This is a genomic window from Isoptericola sp. b515 (genome assembly GCF_030588125.1).
Classification (GTDB): domain Bacteria; phylum Actinomycetota; class Actinomycetes; order Actinomycetales; family Cellulomonadaceae; genus Isoptericola; species Isoptericola sediminis.
Genome location: NZ_JAUQYR010000001.1, coordinates 439,213 through 457,247 on the forward strand (window position 1 = coordinate 439,213; position 18,035 = coordinate 457,247).

Genomic DNA, 18,035 nt, shown 5'->3' on the forward strand with positions numbered 1-18,035 from the left:
GAGCCCGGCCCGGCACCTTCACCGAACCTCCTCCGGCGCGTCGTCGCTGATGACAGGAAGGGGCCGTCAGCCCTGGGGACGCAGTGCGATCGCCATCGCCTCGACGGCGAGCAACGGCGCCACGTTGCCCTCCAGCCGCTCCCGCGCCTGACCGATCGCGTCCATGCGACGCACCGTCTGCTCGGGAGTCGAGTCGCGGGCCAGGCCGCGCACCGTGTCGGCCTGCTCGCCGTTGACCGGCTCGACGTCCGCGCCGAGCTGGACGACCAGCACGTCGCGGTAGAGCGAGAGCAGGTCGACCATCGCCCGGTCGAGGACGTCGCGCTGGCTACGGGTCGCCCGGCGCTTCTGGTCGTCCTCGAGCTGCTTGACCTGCGACCGGAGCTTGGGCGGGACGGTCTCTCCCTCGGCCACGCCCAGCGCACGCAGGAGCTCGGACTTCTCGGCGGCGTCGCGTTCGGTGGTCGCGGCGGCCGCCTCGGCCTTGGCGACCTCCACGAGGTCGGCGGCGGCCAGCACGGCGTCGGGCACCCCGCGGATGCGGCGCGCGATCCGGAGCACGTCCGCCCGGCGCTGCCGAGCCTCCGGGTCCCGCGCCAGCCGGCGTGCCATCCCGACGTGGGACTGCGCGGCCTGCGCCGCCTGCAGCGCCACCGCGGGGTCGACCCCGTCGCGGCGCACCAGCAGGTCGGCGACGTCCCGGGCCGGGGGCACGCGCAGCGCGACGCTGCGGCACCGCGAACGGATCGTCGGGAGGACGTCCTGGCTGCTGGGTGCGCACAGCACCCACACGGTGTGCGCCGGCGGTTCCTCGATCGACTTGAGCAGCACGTTGGTCGTGCGCTCGACCATCCGGTCGGCGTCCTCGACGACGATGACGCGGTAGCGGCCGGCCGACGGCGTGCGCGACGCCGTGGTGATGAGGTCGCGCACCTCGTCGATCGCGATGACGACCTTGTCCGTGGCCACGACCGTCAGGTCCGGGTGGGTCCCGGCCAGGGTGGTCGTGCACGCGCGGCAGCGCCCGCACCCGCCCTCGGGGCACTGCAGCGCGGCGGCGAAGGCGCGCGCCGCGACGGACCGGCCCGACCCGGGCGGTCCCGTCAGCAGCCATGCGTGGGTCATCGCGCTCGGGTCGGTCGCGGCGCGCCGCAGCACGCCCACCGCCTCGGGCTGGCCGACGACGTCGTCCCAGACGGTCACGACGTCCCCTCCTGGTCCGTGCGGGCGTGCTCGGGCCCGACGTCGGAGGGATCGGCCGACGCCCACCTGCGCACGGCGGCGACCTCGGGGTCGGCCAACCGCACGGCCTCGCCGACGACGGGGGTCAGGTCCAGGCGCGAGGCGACGTCCACGCGGATCTGCGCCTGGATGTCGTCGACCGTGCCGGTGGCGTCGATCACGAGCCACCTGCCCGGGTCCGCGCTCGCCCGACGCAGGAACGCGTCGCGGGTGCGGCGGTGGAAGTCGAGTCCGGCCCGCTCGAGCCGGTCGGGCTGTCCCTCGCGGCGCGCGGCGGCGGTGGCGGGATCGACGTCGAGCAGCACCGTGACGGCCGGCAGCAGTCCGTCGGTGGCCCACAGCGAGAGGTTCTCGACCTCGTCCTGGGACAGCTCGCGCCCTCCCGACTGGTAGGCGACCGAGGAGTCGAGGTACCGGTCGGTGACGACGACGGCGCCGCGTTCCAGCGCCGGCCGGATCACGGTGGCCACGTGGTGGGCCCGGTCGGTGGCGTACAGCAGGGCCTCGGTGCGGGGGTCCACGTCGCCGCCGTGCAGCACGGCCCGGCGCAGCTCCGCCCCCAGGGCCGTGCCCCCGGGCTCGCGGGTCAGCACGACCTCGCGCCCGGTGACCGTGCCGAGCCACTCCGCGAGCAGGCGGGCCTGCGTCGACTTGCCGGCGCCGTCACCGCCCTCGAAGGACACGAAGTACCCGGGTGCGCTGCTCACGCCCACACCCTAACCGGGCCGTCCCACATGGCTCGTGCTGTGGTATTGGTCGCATCAGGGGGTCCTCGGCACGCAGGACCCCCCCGGTAGCGGGACGATAGGGACACCACGACCGAAGGGGACGACGATGACCGACGACGGAACAACCACCACGCTCACCCCGGACGAGTGCTGGGCCGTGCTGGCCGCGCAGCCGATCGGCCGCCTCGCCACCGCCGTCGCCGGCGAACCGGAGATCTTCCCGGTCTCGCACGCCGTCGCCGACGGACACGTCTACTTCCTCACCCGTCCGGGCAGCAAGCTGGTCGAGGTGACGGTCAACAACCGTGTCGCCTTCGAGGCGGACGAGTGGCGCTTCGACACCGCCTCGAGCGTCGTGCTCAAGGGCACCGCCGAGGTCCTGGAGAAGGACGAGGACATCGCCGCCGCCGAGGCGACCGAGCTCGTGCCCTACCTCGACGACGGCAAGAACGTCTGGGTCCGGATCACGCCGACCGAGATGAGCGGCCGCCGGCTCACCCGGTGACCGGCGGGCGCCGCCAGGCCCGCCGCGGCGGCCCCGGCGGTCGCTGGCTCCCCGGCGGTCGCGCTCACTCGCCGGGGTAGACGACCCCGAGCTGGGCGCGCGCGTCGTCCAGGATGCTCATCACCTCGAGGGTGTGCTCCCACGGCATCCGCGGGCTCTCGGTCCGCCCGGCCGCGAGGCACCGGGCGACCTCGGCGGCCTCGTACGCCTTGCCCTCCCCCGCCGGGGAGGTGAACGACCAGGTGGTGCCGTCGTCCCGCACCACCCGGAAGCCGGTCGGGGTGAAGAACCACTCGGGGATCTCGATGTGGCCGCGCGTGCCGATGATGCGGGCGCCGGCCGCGCCCTTGGCGGTGGAGGACGTGTGCAGCACCGCCTGGGCGCCGGACTCGTACCGCAGGATCATGCTGACGTGGTCGTCGACGCCCGTCTCCGCCAGCGTCCCGCGGGCGACGGTCTCGGCCGGCACGCCCAGCAGGTCGTGCACGAGGGTGATCGGGTAGATGCCGAGGTCCAGCAGCGCACCCCCCGCCAGCTCCGGGGCGAACAGCCGGTGCGTCGGGTCGTAGTCCCGGTAGATGTCGAAGTCGGCCAGCACCGTGCGCACCTCGCCGATCTCGCCGCGGGCGATCGCCGCGCGGATCGCCGCGACGTGCGGCAGGTAGCGGGTCCACACCGCCTCCAGCAGGAACACCCCGGCCTCGCGCGCGGCGTCGAGCAGCGCACGCGACTCGGCCACCGAGCGGGTGAGCGGCTTCTCCACGAGGACGTGCTTGCCGGCGGCGATCGCGAGGCGGGCGTGCTCGAGGTGGTGCGAGTGCGGGGTGGCGACGTAGACCACGTCGACGTCGTCGTCCGCCACCAGGTCCTCGTACGACCCGTGGGCCCGCGCACCCGGTGCATGGGCGTCGGCGAAGGCCTGGGCCTTGTCCACCGAGCGGGAGCCGACGGCGGTCACCCGCGACGCCGTGCGGTCCCGGACGCCGTCGGAGAAGGACCCGGCGATGTTCCCCGCACCGAGCACCCCCCACCGGATCGCCGGGGCGGCCATCAGGTCGGGCACGGTGCCGGCGAGGTCGTCGGCGGTGAGACGGGCGGCGTAGGTGGACGGCGTGGCGGCGGTGCGATCGGTCATGGGTCCACCGTAGGCGCGGCGTCGCGGTGGGCGGCGGCGATCACCGCCGCGGAGGCGGCGCGCACCCGCTCGAGGTCGTCGAGGCCGAGCCCCGAGGCCGCCACGACACGACCCGGCACCTCGACGGCCTCGGACCGCAGGGCCCGGCCGGCCTCGGTGAGGTGCACCTCGACCACGCGCCCGTCCGCGGCGGACCGTCGCCGCTCGAGGAGTCCCTGCTGCTCCAGGCGCTTGAGCAGGGGCGAGAGCGTGCCCGGGTCGAGGTACAGCCGGCCGGCGAGCCCGGTCGCCGTCGTGGTGCGCCCTGCACCGGCGTCCTCCCACAGGCCCAGCAGGACGAGGTACTGCGGGTGGGTGAGACCGAGCGGCTCGAGCACCGGGCGGTACAGCGACACCATCGCCCGGGACGCCGCCGACAGCGCGAAGCAGACCTGCGTCTCGAGCGCGAGGGGATCCACCGGTCGGTCCATGCGCTCAGGGTAGGCCGAGCCCTCCGGTCCGACATATAGTTGGTGCACCAATCTTTGGTGGGCCACACATCAGGAGACGCCGTGGGACTGTTCCGCCGCCGCCCGGACGACGACCGCACCTGGGGCATGCGGTTCACCGAGTCGTTCCTGCCGGTCTTCGGGCCGGCGTCGATCCGCAGGACACCGCCCGTGCCCCCGAGCGCCGAGGACCTGGCTCGCGAGGCCCGCCTGCACAGCACCTACGAACAGGTCACCGGGGCCGACGGCCACCGTTACGTCGTCGAGCGCCACCCCGACTGACCGCGCGGGGGCCGCCATGACGACGCCGCACGCTGCCGTGCCGATCTCGTTGCGCCTGGGACAGGTCCCCGCCATGCTCAACGCCGAGCTCGCCGACGACCCCGTCTACGACGGCTTCGAGCTCCAGCGGTTCGACGACCCCGACCACGGCACCGGAATGCTCGCGTTCCTCACCCGCCGGGCGGACGGCACCGTCGACTACGCCGTCCAGCGTGGCCTGCGGCTGGACCGCGCCCGCTACGGCATCGGCGGCGGCATCCGGTCGTGGCGCGAGATCGACTTCGACCGGGACCGGCTCGAGGTGAGCGTCGCCGGCACGGTGGCGCAGGTGCGGTTCGCCGACGCCGACGGCCGCGTGGTCGAGATCGACGTCGACGACCGCGCTGCCGGCCCCCGGCGGCCGGCAGCGCTCCTCGCGCCCCTGGGTGCCGCGATCCGGCAGCCGGCCTCGCTGATGCTCGTGTGGATGCCGAGCTTCGACCTGCTGCGCGCGGTCCCGGGTCACGACCCCGTGGTCCGCATCGGGGGCCGGGACGTGGCGACCGGCCGGCTGCCCGCAGGCCGCCTCCACGGCAGGCTGCTGGTCAAGACCTCCGGCCGGCTGTGGGTGCTGGAGCTGAACCGCGACGGCGATCCCCCGGCCGTCGCGGGCGGGCCCGGGGAGGCCGCTGCCACCACCGACGGTGACGCGCTGCGGGGCGTCCGCGCCACCGCGGACGGACATGCCGCGCGGGTGCTCTTCCGCCCGCCCCTGCCGGACCCGGGCGAGCTCGCCGACGGCGACGCCCGTCACGGTGCGTGGCGCGTGCTGCTCGACGACGCGCTGCTCACGGGCGGCACCTGGAGCGTCGAGGTCGTCGACGGTCGCGCGGAGGTCGAGCTCGCGGTGACCCGGCGGTGGCGTCCACGCCGACTGCCGTGGCTGATGCGCCTCGTCACCACGGTGCTGCCGGTCTTCCGCACCTGGCCCACGACGTACGCCTGGCACGCCTCGGTCCCCCTCGACGGCGGCCCCGCGGCGACCGCCTGGCGCCGGACGGCGACCGCGGGAGCGGCGGCCTACCGGCGGGCGACCGGCAGCTGACCGCTACTTCTTGGTCGTCGACGGCTTCTTCGCGGCGGGCTTCTTGGCGGCCGGCTTCTTCGCGGTCGACTTCTTGGCCGACGTGCTGCGCTTCTTCGGCCCCTGGGCCCGCTTCTCGGCGAGCAGCTCGATGGCCCGCTCGGCCGTGATCGACTCCGGGGTGGCGTCCCGCGGGAGCGTCCGGTTGGTCTCGCCGTCGGTCACGTACGGACCGAACCGCCCGTCCTTGACCACGATCGGCTTGCCGCTGGTCGGGTCGTCGCCGAGCTCGCGCAGCGGCGGGGTCGCCGTCCGGCCCCGGCCACGCTTCGGCTGGGCGAAGACCTTCAGCGCCTCGTCGAGGGTGATCGTGAAGAGCTGCTCCTCGGACTCGATGGACCGCGAGTCCGTGCCCCGCTTGAGGTACGGCCCGTACCGGCCGTTCTGCGCGGTGATCTCCTCCTCGGTCTCCGGGTCGGTGCCCACCACGCGCGGCAGCGACAGGATCCGCAGCGCGTCCTCCAGCGTCACCGTGTCCAACGACATGGTCTTCAGCAGCGACCCGGTGCGGGGCTTGGGCTGGGCGGCCTTCGCCTTCTTCTGGGCTGCCTGGGAGAGGTTCGGGTCGATCTCGGGCAGGTCGAGCTTCTCGGTGACGAACGGTCCGAAGCGGCCGTTCTTCGCCACGATCTCGTGGCCCGACTCCGGGTCGACACCGAGCACGCGCCCGTCGTCGGCACCGGCCTTGAGCAGCTCACGCGCCTTCTCGACCGTCAGCTCGTCCGGGGCCACGTCGTCGGGCACCGAGGCCCGCGGCGCCTTGCCGTCCTTGCCCGGCTCCGCCCGCAGGTCCTCCAGGTACGGCCCGTACCGACCGACCCGGACCCGGATGCCCTCGCCGATCTCGACCGAGTTGATGACCACGGGGTCGATCTCCCCGAGGTTCTCCACCAGGTCGCGCAGGCCCCACTGCTCGTCGCCGCCGGAGCCGTCCCCGAAGTAGAACCGCGTCAGCCAGGCCAGGCGCTCCCGGTCACCGGACGCGATCTGGTCGAGGTCGGCCTCCATCTCGGCGGTGAAGTCGTAGTCGATGAGCCGGGCGAAGTGCTCCTCCAGCAACCGCACGACGGCGAAGGCCAGCCACGTGGGCACCATGGCCTGGCCCTTGGTGCGCACGTAGCCGCGGTCCTGGATCGTCGAGATCGTCGCCGCGTAGGTGGACGGGCGCCCGATCCCGAGCTCCTCGAGCGCCTTGACCAGGGACGCCTCCGTGTAGCGCGCGGGCGGGCTCGTCGAGTGCCCCTCGGCCGCGATCTCCGTCCCTGCCAGGGCGTCGCCCTCGGCCATGCGCGGCAGCCGGCTCTCCTTGGGGCCGGCGGGCGCGGAGCCGCCGCCCTCAGGGGTCTCGACGTCCGTCGACTCCTCGTAGGCGGCGAGGAAACCGCGGAAGGTGATGACCGTGCCCGACGCCGAGAAGACGGCGTCGCGACCGGCCCGGTCACCGGCGCCGTCCCCGAGACGGGCGCCCAGCCTGACGGACGCCGTCGACCCCTTGGCGTCGGCCATCTGCGAGGCGACGGTCCGCTTCCAGATGAGCTCGTAGAGCTTGAACTGGTCCCCCGAGATCTCACCGGCCACCTGCGCCGGGGTGCGGAAGGAGTCGCCCGCGGGACGGATCGCCTCGTGCGCCTCCTGCGCGCCCTTGTTCTTCGAGGCGTACAGCCGCGGCGCACCGGGCACGTACTCGGAGCCGTACAGCTCGGCGGCCTGGCGCCGGGCGGCGTCGGTCGCCTCGGCGGACAGCGCCGGCGAGTCGGTGCGCATGTAGGTGATGTAGCCGTTCTCGTACAGCGCCTGCGCGGTGCGCATCGTCTGCCGCGAGGCCATGCGCAGCTTGCGCGACGCCTCCTGCTGCAGGGTCGAGGTGGTGAACGGCGCGGCGGGCTTGCGCGAGTACGGTTTGGTCTCCAGGGACCGGACCGTGAAGGCCGCCTCGTCGAGCCCGGCGACGACCGCCCCCGCGGCGGCCTCGTCGAGGTGTACGACGCCGGTGCGCACCTTGAGGCGGCCCAGGTCGTCGAAGTCGCGACCCGTCGCGACCCGGTCGCCGTCCAGACCGGTCAGGCGGGCGCGGAAGAGCTGGCCGGCGTCGTCCCCGGACTCGGGGGCGAAGGAGCCGGTGACGTCCCAGTAGTCGGCGGTGACGAAAGCCATGCGGTCCCGCTCGCGCTCGACGACCAGCCGCGTGGCCACGGACTGCACCCGGCCCGCGGACAGCCCCTGGCGGACCTTGCGCCACAGGACGGGCGAGACCTCGTAGCCGTAGAGGCGGTCGAGGATCCGGCGGGTCTCCTGGGCGTCGACGAGGTCGTCGTCCAGGTCACGGGTGTTCTCGAGCGCCCGGGTGATGGCCTCGCGGGTGATCTCGTGGAACACCATCCGCTTGACGGGCACCTTGGGCTTGAGCTCCTCGATGAGGTGCCAGGCGATGGCCTCGCCCTCGCGGTCCTCGTCCGTGGCGAGGTACAGCTCGTCGGCGTCCTTCAGCGCGGCCTTCAGCTCCCGCACCTTGGACTTCTTGTCGGCGTGCACGACGTAGTAGGGCTCGAAGCCGTTGTCGACGTCGACGGCGAACTTCTTGTACGGCCCCTTCTTCATCTCCGCCGGCAGCTCGGACGGCTGCGGGAGGTCACGGATGTGGCCGACGCTGGCCTCCACGACGTAGTCGTCGCCGAGGTAGCCCTGGATCTTGCGAGCCTTCGTCGGGGACTCGACGATCACGAGCTTGCGGGCCTGAGGCATCCGTTCCTGCTTTCCGACGGTGATGGCGGGACGCGGCGCCGGGAGCGTCGCGTCCTGTCACGGTACGACACGCTCGACGACGGCGGAACTCTACCGAGGCACGCCCGGCCCGGCGCACGGCGGTCCACAGGGCCACCACCGGGCGGCGGCGCTCAGTCCCGCGGTCGTGCCGTCGCCTGACGCATCAGGAGGAGCAGCGCGAACGTCACCGCGGTGGCGGCGAGGACGCCGAGGACCCCGACCGCGTAGGCGGTGACGTCCTCGCCGATGGGCACGCTGGCGGCGTCGACGAGCCGCACGCCGCCCGCGAGGGCCACCGTGCCGGCGACCAGGGCGCTGAGGAGCAGGAGTCCCGCGACCACGGAGGAACCGGGCGACGACAAGGCGTTCGGCCGGGCCTCGCCCGTGGGCAGTCGGTGCCGGCGCGGGGCGACGTCGAGCGACGAGGACGGCGTCAGGGCGCACACGAGGGCGCCCCAGGCGAGCACGACGAACAGGGCCGCGACGACGTCGGACGGCCGGTGCCACTGCCCGACGAGCGTGGCCACACCCGTCGCGGCCGTGTACGAGGCACCCAGCAGCGCGACGACGGCCCGCCAGGCCCGCGGGGTGGCGAAGAGCAGCGCGACCGAGACGGAGGCCGCCACCGTGGTGTGCCCGCTGGGCAGCGTGTTGCCGCTGTACCAGCCCGGCAGCAGGTCGGGGCGCGTCAGCAGGTAGTGCTTCAGCACCTGGGTGGTGAGGTTGGCCCCGCCGACCAGGGCCGCGACCTGCAGCGCCACGACCCACCGTCGACGGACCACCGCGACCAGCATCGCGGCGCCGATCCCGGCCACCACGAACGCCACCGACACGACGTCGAGCACGGGCTCGGCCACCCGCCACAGGCTGTCCTGCCCGTAGAGCGCGCCGTCGCGGGCGAGGTCGTCGAGCTGCTGACCGGGCAGGGTCGTGACCAGCACCCGGTACGTGAGCCAGACCCCGAGCGCGGCCACGAGCGCGATCACCGCCGCCGCGGCCTGGGCCAGCGGACGGGTCTCGGGCTGCGGAGGTGCGGCGACCTGCGCCACCGGCCGCGATCCCTGTGCGGTCGTCGCGCCCGTCGGCCGGGGCGGCGCGACCGGGACCTCGTGGAAGTCGCCGTTCATGCAGGTCAGGATAACCAGTCCGTGTGATGTTCCGGTGGACGGCCGGTGCACTCTCCGGACGGCGACGCGTCCGGGTCAGCGGGACAGGTCCGGGGGCAGGCCGTGGGCCCCGGCCGACGCCGGGTCGTGCAGGTGGCAGGCCACGCGGCGCGCCGCTTCCTGCGCGCCCCGGTCCCCGAGCGCCGTGGCGGTCAGACCGGGCCGCACCTCCCGGCACACGTCCATCGCGTGCGCGCACCGGGGCGCGAACGGGCAGCCCGGCGGCAGCCGGTGCATGTCGGGCGGGGCCCCGGGGATCCCCGTCAGCTCACGGCGCTCGCCCCGCAGCGGCGGGAAGGAGTGCAGCAGGGCCGACGAGTAGGGGTGCCGGGGCCGACGGTAGATCTCCTCGGCACCGGCGTCCTCGACGATGTCGCCCGCGTACATGATCGCGATGCGGTCGGCGATCTCGATGAGGAGCGACACGTCGTGGGTGATGAAGACGACGGAGAAGCCGAGACGCTGCCGGAGGTCGGCGATCTCCTCGACGATCTGCCGCTGCATGACCACGTCCAGCGCCGTCGTGGGCTCGTCCATGACGAGGACCTGCGGGTCCAGCGCGAGCGCCATGGCGATCATGACCCGCTGACGCATCCCGCCGGAGAGCTGGTGCGGGAAGTCGCGCAGCCGGTCGGCGTTGATCCCGACCATCTCCAGCAGCGACGCGGCCTGGTCCCAGGCCTCCCGCCGGCGCATGCCCGGACGGTGCGCCAGGATGCCGTCGGCGATCTGCCGGCCGACGCGGTAGACGGGGTTCAGCGAGTTCATCGCCCCCTGGAACACGATCGCGGTGTCCCGCCAGCGCGAGGCGCGCAGCTCGGCGTCGCTCTGGCGCAGCACGTCGGTGCGTCGTCCGTCCCGGTCGGTGAAGTGCACGCTGCCGGAGGTGATGAGCCCGGGGGGCGGCAGCAACCGGGTCGCGGCGTAGGCGAGGGTCGACTTGCCGCAGCCGGACTCGCCGGCCAGGCCCAGGACCTCGCCGCGGTGCAGCGTGAGCGAGACGTCCCGCAGCACGTGGGTGGCGTCGTCGACGTAGCCGTAGTCGACCGAGAGGTTCTCGATCTCGAGCACCGGCTCGCCGACCGCCCCCGTCGGGGCGGGCACGTCGAGGGTCGAGGCGGTCATGAGCGCTCCTTGCGGGTCGGGCCGGCGGCGGCGCCGGCACGGGGTCGTGCCCCCGGTGGCGTGCGCAGGACCGGCGTGAAGCCGATCCGCGGACGGATGCGCCGGCGCCGCAGGACGCGGGCGTTCATCCCGGTGCTGCGCAGGCGCGGGTTGACGAACTCGTCGATGCCGAAGTTGACCAGCGTCAGCGCCATGCCGAGCAGGGCGATGCAGAGGCCCGCCGGGACGAACCACCACCAGGCGCCGCGCTGCAGCGCGAGGTTGTTCTGCGCCCAGAACAGGATGGTTCCCCAGTTCCAGTCGGAGACGGGCGTGATGCCGATGAACGCCAACGTCACCTGGGACATGACGGCGAACGTCACGGTGCCCACGAACCCGGCGGCGATGATCGCGGTGAGGTTGGGCAGCACCTCGGCGAGCACGAGGCGCCAGGTGCGCTCGCCGTTGGCCCGCGCCGCCTCGACGAAGTCGCGCTTGCGCAGCGAGAGCGTCTGGGCGCGCATCACCCGGGCGCCCCACGCCCAGCCGGTGGCCCCGATGACGAGCGCGACGGTGACGCCGCCGGCGGTGGGGAGCTGGCCGGCGATGATGATGATCAGCGGCAGCTGCGGGATGACGAGGAACACGTTCGACAGCGCCGAGAGCGTCTCGTCCCCGGCCCCGCCGACGAACCCTGCCGTCACGCCGACGACGACGCCGAGCACGGTGGCCGACACCCCGGCGATGAGCCCGACCACGAGGACCCCGCGGGTACCCACGACGATCTGGGACAGGATGTCCCGCCCCGTGTGGTCGGTGCCGAGCCAGTGCGTCCACGACGGCGGCTGCAGCAGGTCCACCGAGACCTGGTTGGGGTCGTAGGGGGCGATCCACGGCCCGACCACGGCCAGGACGCCGAAGAAGAGCAGGATGCCGATCCCGGTGAGGGCCTTGCCGTTGCGCAGGAACAGGAACCGTTTCGGTCGGCGCGGGTCGCGCGTCCGGTGTTCGACGGCGGGTTCGACGACGGTCTCGGACTCGACCAGCGACGTGTCCTGGGCCATGGGTCACCCCTCCTGACGGGCGCGCGGGTCGAGCGCGGCGTAGACGAAGTCGGCGATGATGTTCGCGCCGAGCACGGCGAGCGTGATGACGAGGAAGCAGCCCTGCATCAGCGGGTAGTCCTGGGTGTTGACCGCCTGGAACAGCGTGTAGCCGATGCCCTGGTAGGAGAAGACCATCTCCATGATCAGGGTGCCGCCGACGACGAACCCGAGGGACAGGGCGAAGTTGGAGACCTGCGGCAGGATCGCGTTGCGCGCGGCGTAGCCGACCATCACGGTGCGTTCCGGCAGGCCCTTGGCGTGGGCGACGGTGACGTAGTCCTCCGAGGAGACCGTGACGACCATGTTGCGCATCCCGAGGATCCAGCCGGCGATCGAGGACAGCACCACCGTCAGCGCGGGCAGGAAGCCGTAGTAGATCACCGAGCCCACGAACTCCCACGACCACGCGGGCACCATGCCGCGGTCGTAGCTGCCCGAGGAGGGGAACCAGCCGAGCGTCACCGAGAACACGGTGATCGCGATGAGGCCGAGCCAGAAGTACGGCACCGCGGAGAAGAAGGTCGTGATCGGCAGCAGGGCGTCCGCCCAGGTGCCCCGGCGCCACCCGATCGCGACGCCGATCGACGTCCCGAGGACGAAGGCGATGATCGTGGCGATCCCCACCAGCCCGATCGTCCACGGCAGCGCCTGCTGGACGATCTCGGCGACCGGCGTCGGGAAGAACGTGAACGACAGCCCGAGGTCGCCGCGCAGCAGCAGACCCCAGTAGTCGACGTACTGCTGCCAGATCGAGGAGCTGGTGTCGAGGCCGAACAGGACCCGGATGGACTCCTCCGCGTTGGAGTCGATCCGTCCCTGCATGCGCCCCATGAGGGCCGTCACCGGGTCGCCCGGCATCAGACGCGGGATGAGGAAGTTGATGGTCACCGCGGCCCACGCGGTGATCAGGTAGAAGATCGTGCGGCGGACGGCGAACCTCACGGGGTCCCTCCTTCGTCGGTGCGCCGGCCGTAGGCGTCGAGGACGTCGCCGAGGCGCGGGCGGTCGGCACGGTCCGCGTACCCCCAGCAGGCGACCGCGCGTCCCGCGGCGACCTCGATCAGCGCCGGCGTCTCGGTGCGGCACACGTCGGTGGCGAAGGGGCAGCGGGGGTGGAACCGGCACCCGGCGGGCGGGTCGACGAGGCTGGGGGCCTCGCCGCGAGCCCCGTGGGCCCGGGTCGCGAGGTCGTCCGGGTCCGGCGCCGAGCCGATGAGCAGCTGGGTGTACGGGTGCCGCGGGTCCTGGGTGACCGACTCGCTGTCACCGGTCTCCACGACCCGCCCGGCGTACATCACGGCCGTCCGGTCGGCGAAGTAGCGGGCCGAGGCGATGTCGTGCGTGATGTAGAGGATCGCGATGTCGAGACGGTCGCGCAGGTCCTGCAGGAGGTTGAGGATCCCGAGCCGGATCGAGACGTCGAGCATCGAGATCGGCTCGTCGGCCAGCAGCACCTCGGGGTCGGCGGCCAGGGCCCGGGCGATCGCGACGCGCTGCCGCTGACCCCCGGAGAGCTCGTGCGGGAACTTGTCGATGTACCGCTCGGTGGGGCTGAGCCGGACCCGCTCGAGCAACCGCTCGATCGCGGTCTCCAGCTCGGCGCCGCGCAGCCTGCCCTGGTGGATGCGCACGCTGCGCGAGAGCGTGTACCGCACCGTGTGGACCGGGTTCAGCGAGCCGAACGGGTCCTGGAAGATCATCTGGACGCGCCCGACGTAGGCCCGGAATCCTCGGCGACGACGCACGGTCGCGTCCCGGCCGTGCAGCTCGAGGCTCCCGGCGGTGCGCGGCATCAGCTGGGCGAGCAGGCGGGCGATGGTCGACTTGCCGGACCCGGACTCGCCGACCAGGGCGACGACCTCGCCGCGGTGCAGCGTGAGGTCGACGTCGTCCACGGCGTGGACGACGGCGCCGCGGCGGCCGCGGACCGGGAAGTGCTTGGTCAGGCCGACGGCGCGCAGGACCGGGACGTCGCGCTCCGTGGCGGCCGGGGACGGGTCGGTTGCTGAGGTACTCATGCGGTCACCTGGGTGGGAAGGGACGGCGGGACGGGACCGCGACGTCCTGGTCAGTCCGTCGCGGGCTCGAGCTCGAGCAGGATCTGCAGCGCCTGCGAACCGGTCGGCTGCGGCTGGTTGTACGGGTCCTCCTCCGAGGGCCAGCCGACGTAGTTGACGGTCGAGTACTGCGCCGTGGCCGGACGTGCCCACAGGGCGATGGCGGGGACGTCCTCGACGAAGTGCTGCTGGATCGTCGCCAGCGCCTCGGAGCGCTCGGCGTCGTCGGTCGTCGCGGCGTAGGTCGCGAGCGCCTCGGTGACGTCCTCGTTCCGGTAGCGGCCGAAGTTCCACGACGCCGGCTCGCCGAGCGGCTCGTACTGGGCACCGTCCATCATGTTGGAGTACAGGTCCCAGGGGGTGGCGCCGCCGTCGGTCCAGTGCAGCGTGGCGTCGAAGTTGCCGGGCGGGACGATGTCGGCGAACCAGCCGTCCGCGTTCGCGGGCTGGACGGTGGCCTCGGCGCCGAGCTCGGCCGCGGCGTTCTTGATGAGGTCGAGCGCGGTGAGGTAGTCGTTCCAGCCGGCCGGGTTGGTCAGCTCGAAGGTGACGGGCTCGCCGTCGGGATCCACGAGCTGCTCGCCCACCCCGGTGTACCCGGCGTCGGTGAGGACCTGCTTGGCGCCCTCGACGTCCGCGGACAGCTCCTCGCCGGCGAGCTCGTCGCTGATGAACTCCTCACCGGCGGGCAGCGGCAGCCCGGTGACGCTGGTGATGGGCGGGTTGACGCCGGAGGTGGCGACGTCGGTGATCGACTGCCGGTCCAGGGCCATGTTGAGCGCCCGGCGGAAGGCGACGTCGTCGAACGGCTTCTCCTCGTTGTTGACGAAGAGCGCGTCGATGCCCAGCCCGGCCGCCGCGTACTGGTGGTAGTGCTCCGGGTCGGCGGCGATGTAGACGTTCTCGTAGTCCGCGATGAACGTCCAGCCCCACTGCGCCTCACCGGTGGTGAGCGCCGTGGTCAGCGCGTTGTTGTCGTTGTACGAGGAGTAGCGGATCTCCGGCACGGACAGCTCGCCGCCCCAGTAGTCGTCGCGGGCCACGACGGTCGCCGCCTGCGGGGTCCAGGACTCCAGGGTGTACGGGCCGGTGCCCACCGGTTCGGTGTTGGTGTACGTCGTCGGGTCCTCGACGTCCGCCCACAGGTGCTCGGGCACGATGAGCATGTCGGCGAGCTTGGCCGTGTTGACGTACTGCGGGGACCCGAAGGTCACGGTGACGGTGGTCCCGTCGGACTCGACGGACTCGATCGGCAGGGCCGAGGTGTTCAGCCCCTCGTGATCCTGGCGGAGCTGGATCGAGAAGGCCACGTCCTCGGCGTCGAACGCCTCGCCGTCGGACCAGGTGACGCCCTCGCGCGGCGTGACGACGGCCTGGGTGTAGTCGTCGTTCCACTCGATGGACTCCGCGAGCCAGGGCTGCGGCTCCTCGGCGGGCTTGGCGTCGTTGGCCATCATCAGCGGTTCGTAGATGACGAAGGCGTAGCCGAGGGACAGGGCGGCCGAGCCGGTCGCGAAGGGCGACTGGTTCTCGGTCTGGGTCCCGTTCGGCATGCCGACGGTCAGGACCTCGCCGGTGGCCGCGGCGGTCTGGTCGTCGGCCGTGTCGGCGCTGGTGTCGGTGTCGCCACCGCCGCCGCACGCCGTCGCCAGCAGAGCGACGGCGGCGACCCCGGCGAGCGACGCGGAGAGCTTGCGGATTCTCACGGTGTGCCTCCTTGCACGTGTTCTTCGGTGGAGCGTTCCTGGGGGGACGGTCGGTCGGTGGCCCCGTGGACGGGGACGTCCACGGGCCACCGCAGGTCACGGACGGAGCGGCCGGCCACGAGCCGGTAGGTGCCCGACGGCGTGGTCCAGCCCGCGTGGGCGTCCCACGTCTGCAGTGCGCGGCGCGGGACCGTGACGTCGACCTCGGCGGTCCCGCCCGGCGCGACGTCGACGACGGCGAACCCGCCGAGCCAGCGCACGGGCCGGGCCGGGTCACGGACGGCGGTCCCGGCGGGCGGCTCGACGTACACCTGGACGACCTCCCGGCCCGACCGCGGCCCGGTGTTGCGCACGCGGACCCGCACCACGGCACCGGCCGTGGGGTCCACGGGCGGGTCGAGGAGCTCGGCCGCCTCGTACGACCACGTGGTCCAGCCGAGGCCGTGCCCGAAGGGGGCGGCCGGCTCCGGGCGCGAGGCCGCGCCGTCGGTGTCGCGCCGGCGCTCCCACGCCCGGTAGCCGACGTCGAGCCGCTCGGTGTAGTCGACGACGCCGTCGGCCGGCACGGCGTGCGGCACCGGGACGTCCTCGGCGCGCGCCGGCAGGGTCCAGGGCAGCCGGCCGGACGGCTCGGTGACCCCCGTGAGCACGTCGGCGAGCGCGGCCCCGGCCTCCTGCCCCGGCAGCCAGCCCCACAGCACCGTGGGCACCTCGGCGAGCCAGGGCAGGAGCACGGGGGCGCCCGCGTTGACGACGACGACGGTGCGCGGGTTCACGGCCGCCACGCGGCGGACGAGCTCGTCCTGGTTGCCGGGCAGCCCGAGGTCCGTGCGGTCGAACCCCTCGGACTCGACCTCGTGGGTGGTGCCCACGACGACCACGGCGACGTCGGCGGCGCGGGCGGCCTCCTCGGCGGCGTCGAGCTCCTGCTCGGCGGAGGGTCCGGGGCGCCGGTGCACGAGCTGGGCGCGGACGAACCGGTCGTAGCCGACGGGGTGGACGACCTGCAGCTCGGCGACGAGCTCGGCGGACGACCCCGTGACCCGCGCCGTGGCGGCGACCGGGTGGTTGTGGGCCGAGGCGAGGATGACGTCCTCGGTGGCGACGACGTCACCGGCGGCGATCTCGTGGCCGTCCAGCACGACGCGGTGCACGCCGACCGTGCCGACCCCGATCTCGTGGACGCCCTGCTCGGCCACGTCGACCCGTGCGCTCAGGCGCACGGTGACGTCCTCGGCGTGCAGGTCGGTCATCCAGCCGTCCCACCGCGTCCGCGTCTCGGCACGGCGCACCGCACCGGTCCGGTCGAGCACCTCGAGACGCATCCCCGGTGCTCCGGTGACGGGGTCCGTGCACCGGTCCAGGTCCAGGGGAGGCGGGTTGCGCAGCGCCCGGGACCCCGCCACGACGTCGAGGTGCGACCCCTCCGGCAGCGCCTCGGCGAGCGCGGGGGCCGGGTAGGACAGCCGGTCGGGGACGACGAACGAGGAGCCCCCGCCCTGGAAGAACGGTTCGACGGCGGCGGCCCCGAGCAGCGCCACGCGCAGCGGCGCGCCGTTCTCGACGCCCGGCAGCGGCAGGAGCCCGGCGCGGTCCTGCAGGACGACGGTGGAGCGCCCGGCGAGCTCGCGCAGGAACGTCTCGCGCGCCTCGGGCACGGCGAACGCCGGGGCCGGTCGCGAGGCTCGACCTTCCGGGACCGCGGCGTCGTCGCCGGGCGGCGTGAGGCGGCCGACCCGGTGCGCGAGCCGCAGCAGACGCCGCACCTTGTCGTCGAGGTCGGCCTCGGTGACCGCCCCGGTCTCGAGGGCCGCGCCCAGGCCGTCGCCCCAGGCGCCGTCGGGACCGGGCATCTGCAGGTCGAGCCCGCCGCGGACTGCCGGCGCGACGGAGCGGGTGGCGACCCAGTCGGAGACGACGAGCCCGTCGAACCCCCACTCGTCCTTGAGCACCCCGGTCAGCAGCGGCCGGTGCTCGAGCACCTGTGCGGCGGTGGTGCCGTCGTCGACGCCGCTGTAGGCGCCCATGACGCTCCACGCGCCCGCCACGACGAGCCGTTCGAACGGCGCCAGGTAGACCTCGCGCAGCGTGCGGGGGTCGACCCGGGCGAGGTAGCGGGTGCGGTCCGTCTCGGAGTCGTTCGCGACGTAGTGCTTGACGCACATGCCGACGCCGTCCTCCTGGGCGGCCGTGACGACCGCGACGGCGACCTCGGCCGTCAGGTGCGGGTCCTCGCTGTAGCACTCGAAGTGCCGGCCGGCGACGGGGGTGCGCTGGAGGTTCACCTGGGGTGCCAGGACCAGGTGCACCCCGTGGCGGCGGGCCTCGGCGGCGAACAGGCGGCCCACCCCGCGGGCCGCCCCGACGTCCCAGGTGGCGGCGAGCGCGGAGGGGGCCGGCAGCATCGCGGAGCTGGACGAGCCGTCGGGCCGGCGCACACCGACCGGGCCGTCCGACATGACGACGGGCGCGAGCCCGATGCGCTCGATCCCGCGGGTCGACCACATGCCCGCACCGACGACGAGGGAGACCTTCTCCTCGGCGGTCAGGCGGGTGAGGAGCCCGTCCAGGACGGTCTCCTCGGTGGGTGTCCCGACGGTCGTCGGGAGGGCGGTCGGCGATGACACGCG

Annotated in this window: 15 protein-coding genes; 3 read left to right on the top strand and 12 right to left on the bottom strand. The window is 73.6% G+C overall.

The genetic code is table 11. From position 1 onward, the window contains the following. Positions 1-66 precede the first annotated feature (66 nt). Together Q6350_RS02050 and tmk are read right to left on the bottom strand one after the other, a co-directional pair. Complete coding sequence (locus tag Q6350_RS02050) at positions 67-1,203, bottom strand: DNA polymerase III subunit delta' (RefSeq protein WP_304602640.1); 1,137 nt, start codon at positions 1,201-1,203, stop codon at positions 67-69. Beyond that, positions 1,200-1,949 (bottom strand): dTMP kinase, encoded by a 750-nt coding sequence (gene tmk, locus Q6350_RS02055; protein ID WP_304602641.1) that lies wholly within the window; start codon positions 1,947-1,949, stop codon positions 1,200-1,202. Before tmk ends, Q6350_RS02050 begins: the two co-directional genes overlap by 4 nt. Before the next feature lie 127 nt (positions 1,950-2,076). On the opposite strand from tmk, the gene Q6350_RS02060 reads away from it, so the two are divergent. Next, on the top strand, positions 2,077-2,475 hold the full coding sequence (locus Q6350_RS02060) for a pyridoxamine 5'-phosphate oxidase family protein (protein ID WP_171246481.1): 399 nt from the start codon (positions 2,077-2,079) through the stop codon (positions 2,473-2,475). 64 nt (positions 2,476-2,539) lie between these two features. Here the strand turns inward: Q6350_RS02060 and Q6350_RS02065 are convergent, their stop codons facing one another. After that, positions 2,540-3,610, bottom strand: coding sequence for a Gfo/Idh/MocA family protein (locus tag Q6350_RS02065; protein WP_304602642.1), 1,071 nt, complete (start codon positions 3,608-3,610; stop codon positions 2,540-2,542). Next, on the bottom strand, positions 3,607-4,080 hold the full coding sequence (locus tag Q6350_RS02070; protein ID WP_305064918.1) for a MarR family winged helix-turn-helix transcriptional regulator: 474 nt from the start codon (positions 4,078-4,080) through the stop codon (positions 3,607-3,609). The genes Q6350_RS02065 and Q6350_RS02070 overlap by 4 nt, the downstream gene beginning before the upstream one ends. A gap of 81 nt (positions 4,081-4,161) precedes the next feature. On the opposite strand from Q6350_RS02070, the gene Q6350_RS02075 reads away from it, so the two are divergent. Both Q6350_RS02075 and Q6350_RS02080 read left to right on the top strand, forming a co-directional pair. After that, positions 4,162-4,380, top strand: a complete 219-nt coding sequence (locus tag Q6350_RS02075; RefSeq protein WP_304602644.1) for a hypothetical protein — start codon at positions 4,162-4,164, stop codon at positions 4,378-4,380. A 16-nt stretch (positions 4,381-4,396) separates the two neighbouring features. Beyond that, on the top strand, positions 4,397-5,464 hold the full coding sequence (locus Q6350_RS02080; protein WP_305064920.1) for a hypothetical protein: 1,068 nt from the start codon (positions 4,397-4,399) through the stop codon (positions 5,462-5,464). A gap of 3 nt (positions 5,465-5,467) precedes the next feature. On the opposite strand, the gene topA is transcribed toward Q6350_RS02080, so the two are convergent. The 8 genes from topA to Q6350_RS02120 form a co-directional block, all read right to left on the bottom strand. After that, positions 5,468-8,245: a type I DNA topoisomerase gene (gene topA / locus Q6350_RS02085; RefSeq protein WP_305064922.1), complete on the bottom strand. Its 2,778-nt coding sequence runs from the start codon at positions 8,243-8,245 to the stop codon at positions 5,468-5,470. A 152-nt stretch (positions 8,246-8,397) separates the two neighbouring features. Further along, complete coding sequence (locus tag Q6350_RS02090) at positions 8,398-9,393, bottom strand: phosphatase PAP2 family protein (RefSeq protein WP_304602647.1); 996 nt, start codon at positions 9,391-9,393, stop codon at positions 8,398-8,400. A 75-nt stretch (positions 9,394-9,468) separates the two neighbouring features. After that, positions 9,469-10,557: an ABC transporter ATP-binding protein gene (locus tag Q6350_RS02095; protein WP_304602648.1), complete on the bottom strand. Its 1,089-nt coding sequence runs from the start codon at positions 10,555-10,557 to the stop codon at positions 9,469-9,471. Further along, positions 10,554-11,600, bottom strand: a complete 1,047-nt coding sequence (locus tag Q6350_RS02100; protein ID WP_304606693.1) for an ABC transporter permease — start codon at positions 11,598-11,600, stop codon at positions 10,554-10,556. Before Q6350_RS02100 ends, Q6350_RS02095 begins: the two co-directional genes overlap by 4 nt. A gap of 3 nt (positions 11,601-11,603) precedes the next feature. Then, positions 11,604-12,584 carry an ABC transporter permease gene (locus tag Q6350_RS02105; RefSeq protein ID WP_171246490.1) on the bottom strand — a complete coding sequence of 327 codons (981 nt, stop codon included), beginning with the start codon at positions 12,582-12,584 and terminating at the stop codon, positions 11,604-11,606. Further along, positions 12,581-13,660 (bottom strand): ABC transporter ATP-binding protein, encoded by a 1,080-nt coding sequence (locus Q6350_RS02110; RefSeq protein ID WP_304602651.1) that lies wholly within the window; start codon positions 13,658-13,660, stop codon positions 12,581-12,583. The genes Q6350_RS02105 and Q6350_RS02110 overlap by 4 nt, the downstream gene beginning before the upstream one ends. 50 nt (positions 13,661-13,710) lie before the next feature. Then, on the bottom strand, positions 13,711-15,405 hold the full coding sequence (locus Q6350_RS02115; RefSeq protein WP_304602652.1) for an ABC transporter substrate-binding protein: 1,695 nt from the start codon (positions 15,403-15,405) through the stop codon (positions 13,711-13,713). Continuing rightward, positions 15,402-18,032, bottom strand: a complete 2,631-nt coding sequence (locus tag Q6350_RS02120; protein WP_305064924.1) for a beta-glucosidase — start codon at positions 18,030-18,032, stop codon at positions 15,402-15,404. Before Q6350_RS02120 ends, Q6350_RS02115 begins: the two co-directional genes overlap by 4 nt. Positions 18,033-18,035: the final 3 nt, after the last annotated feature.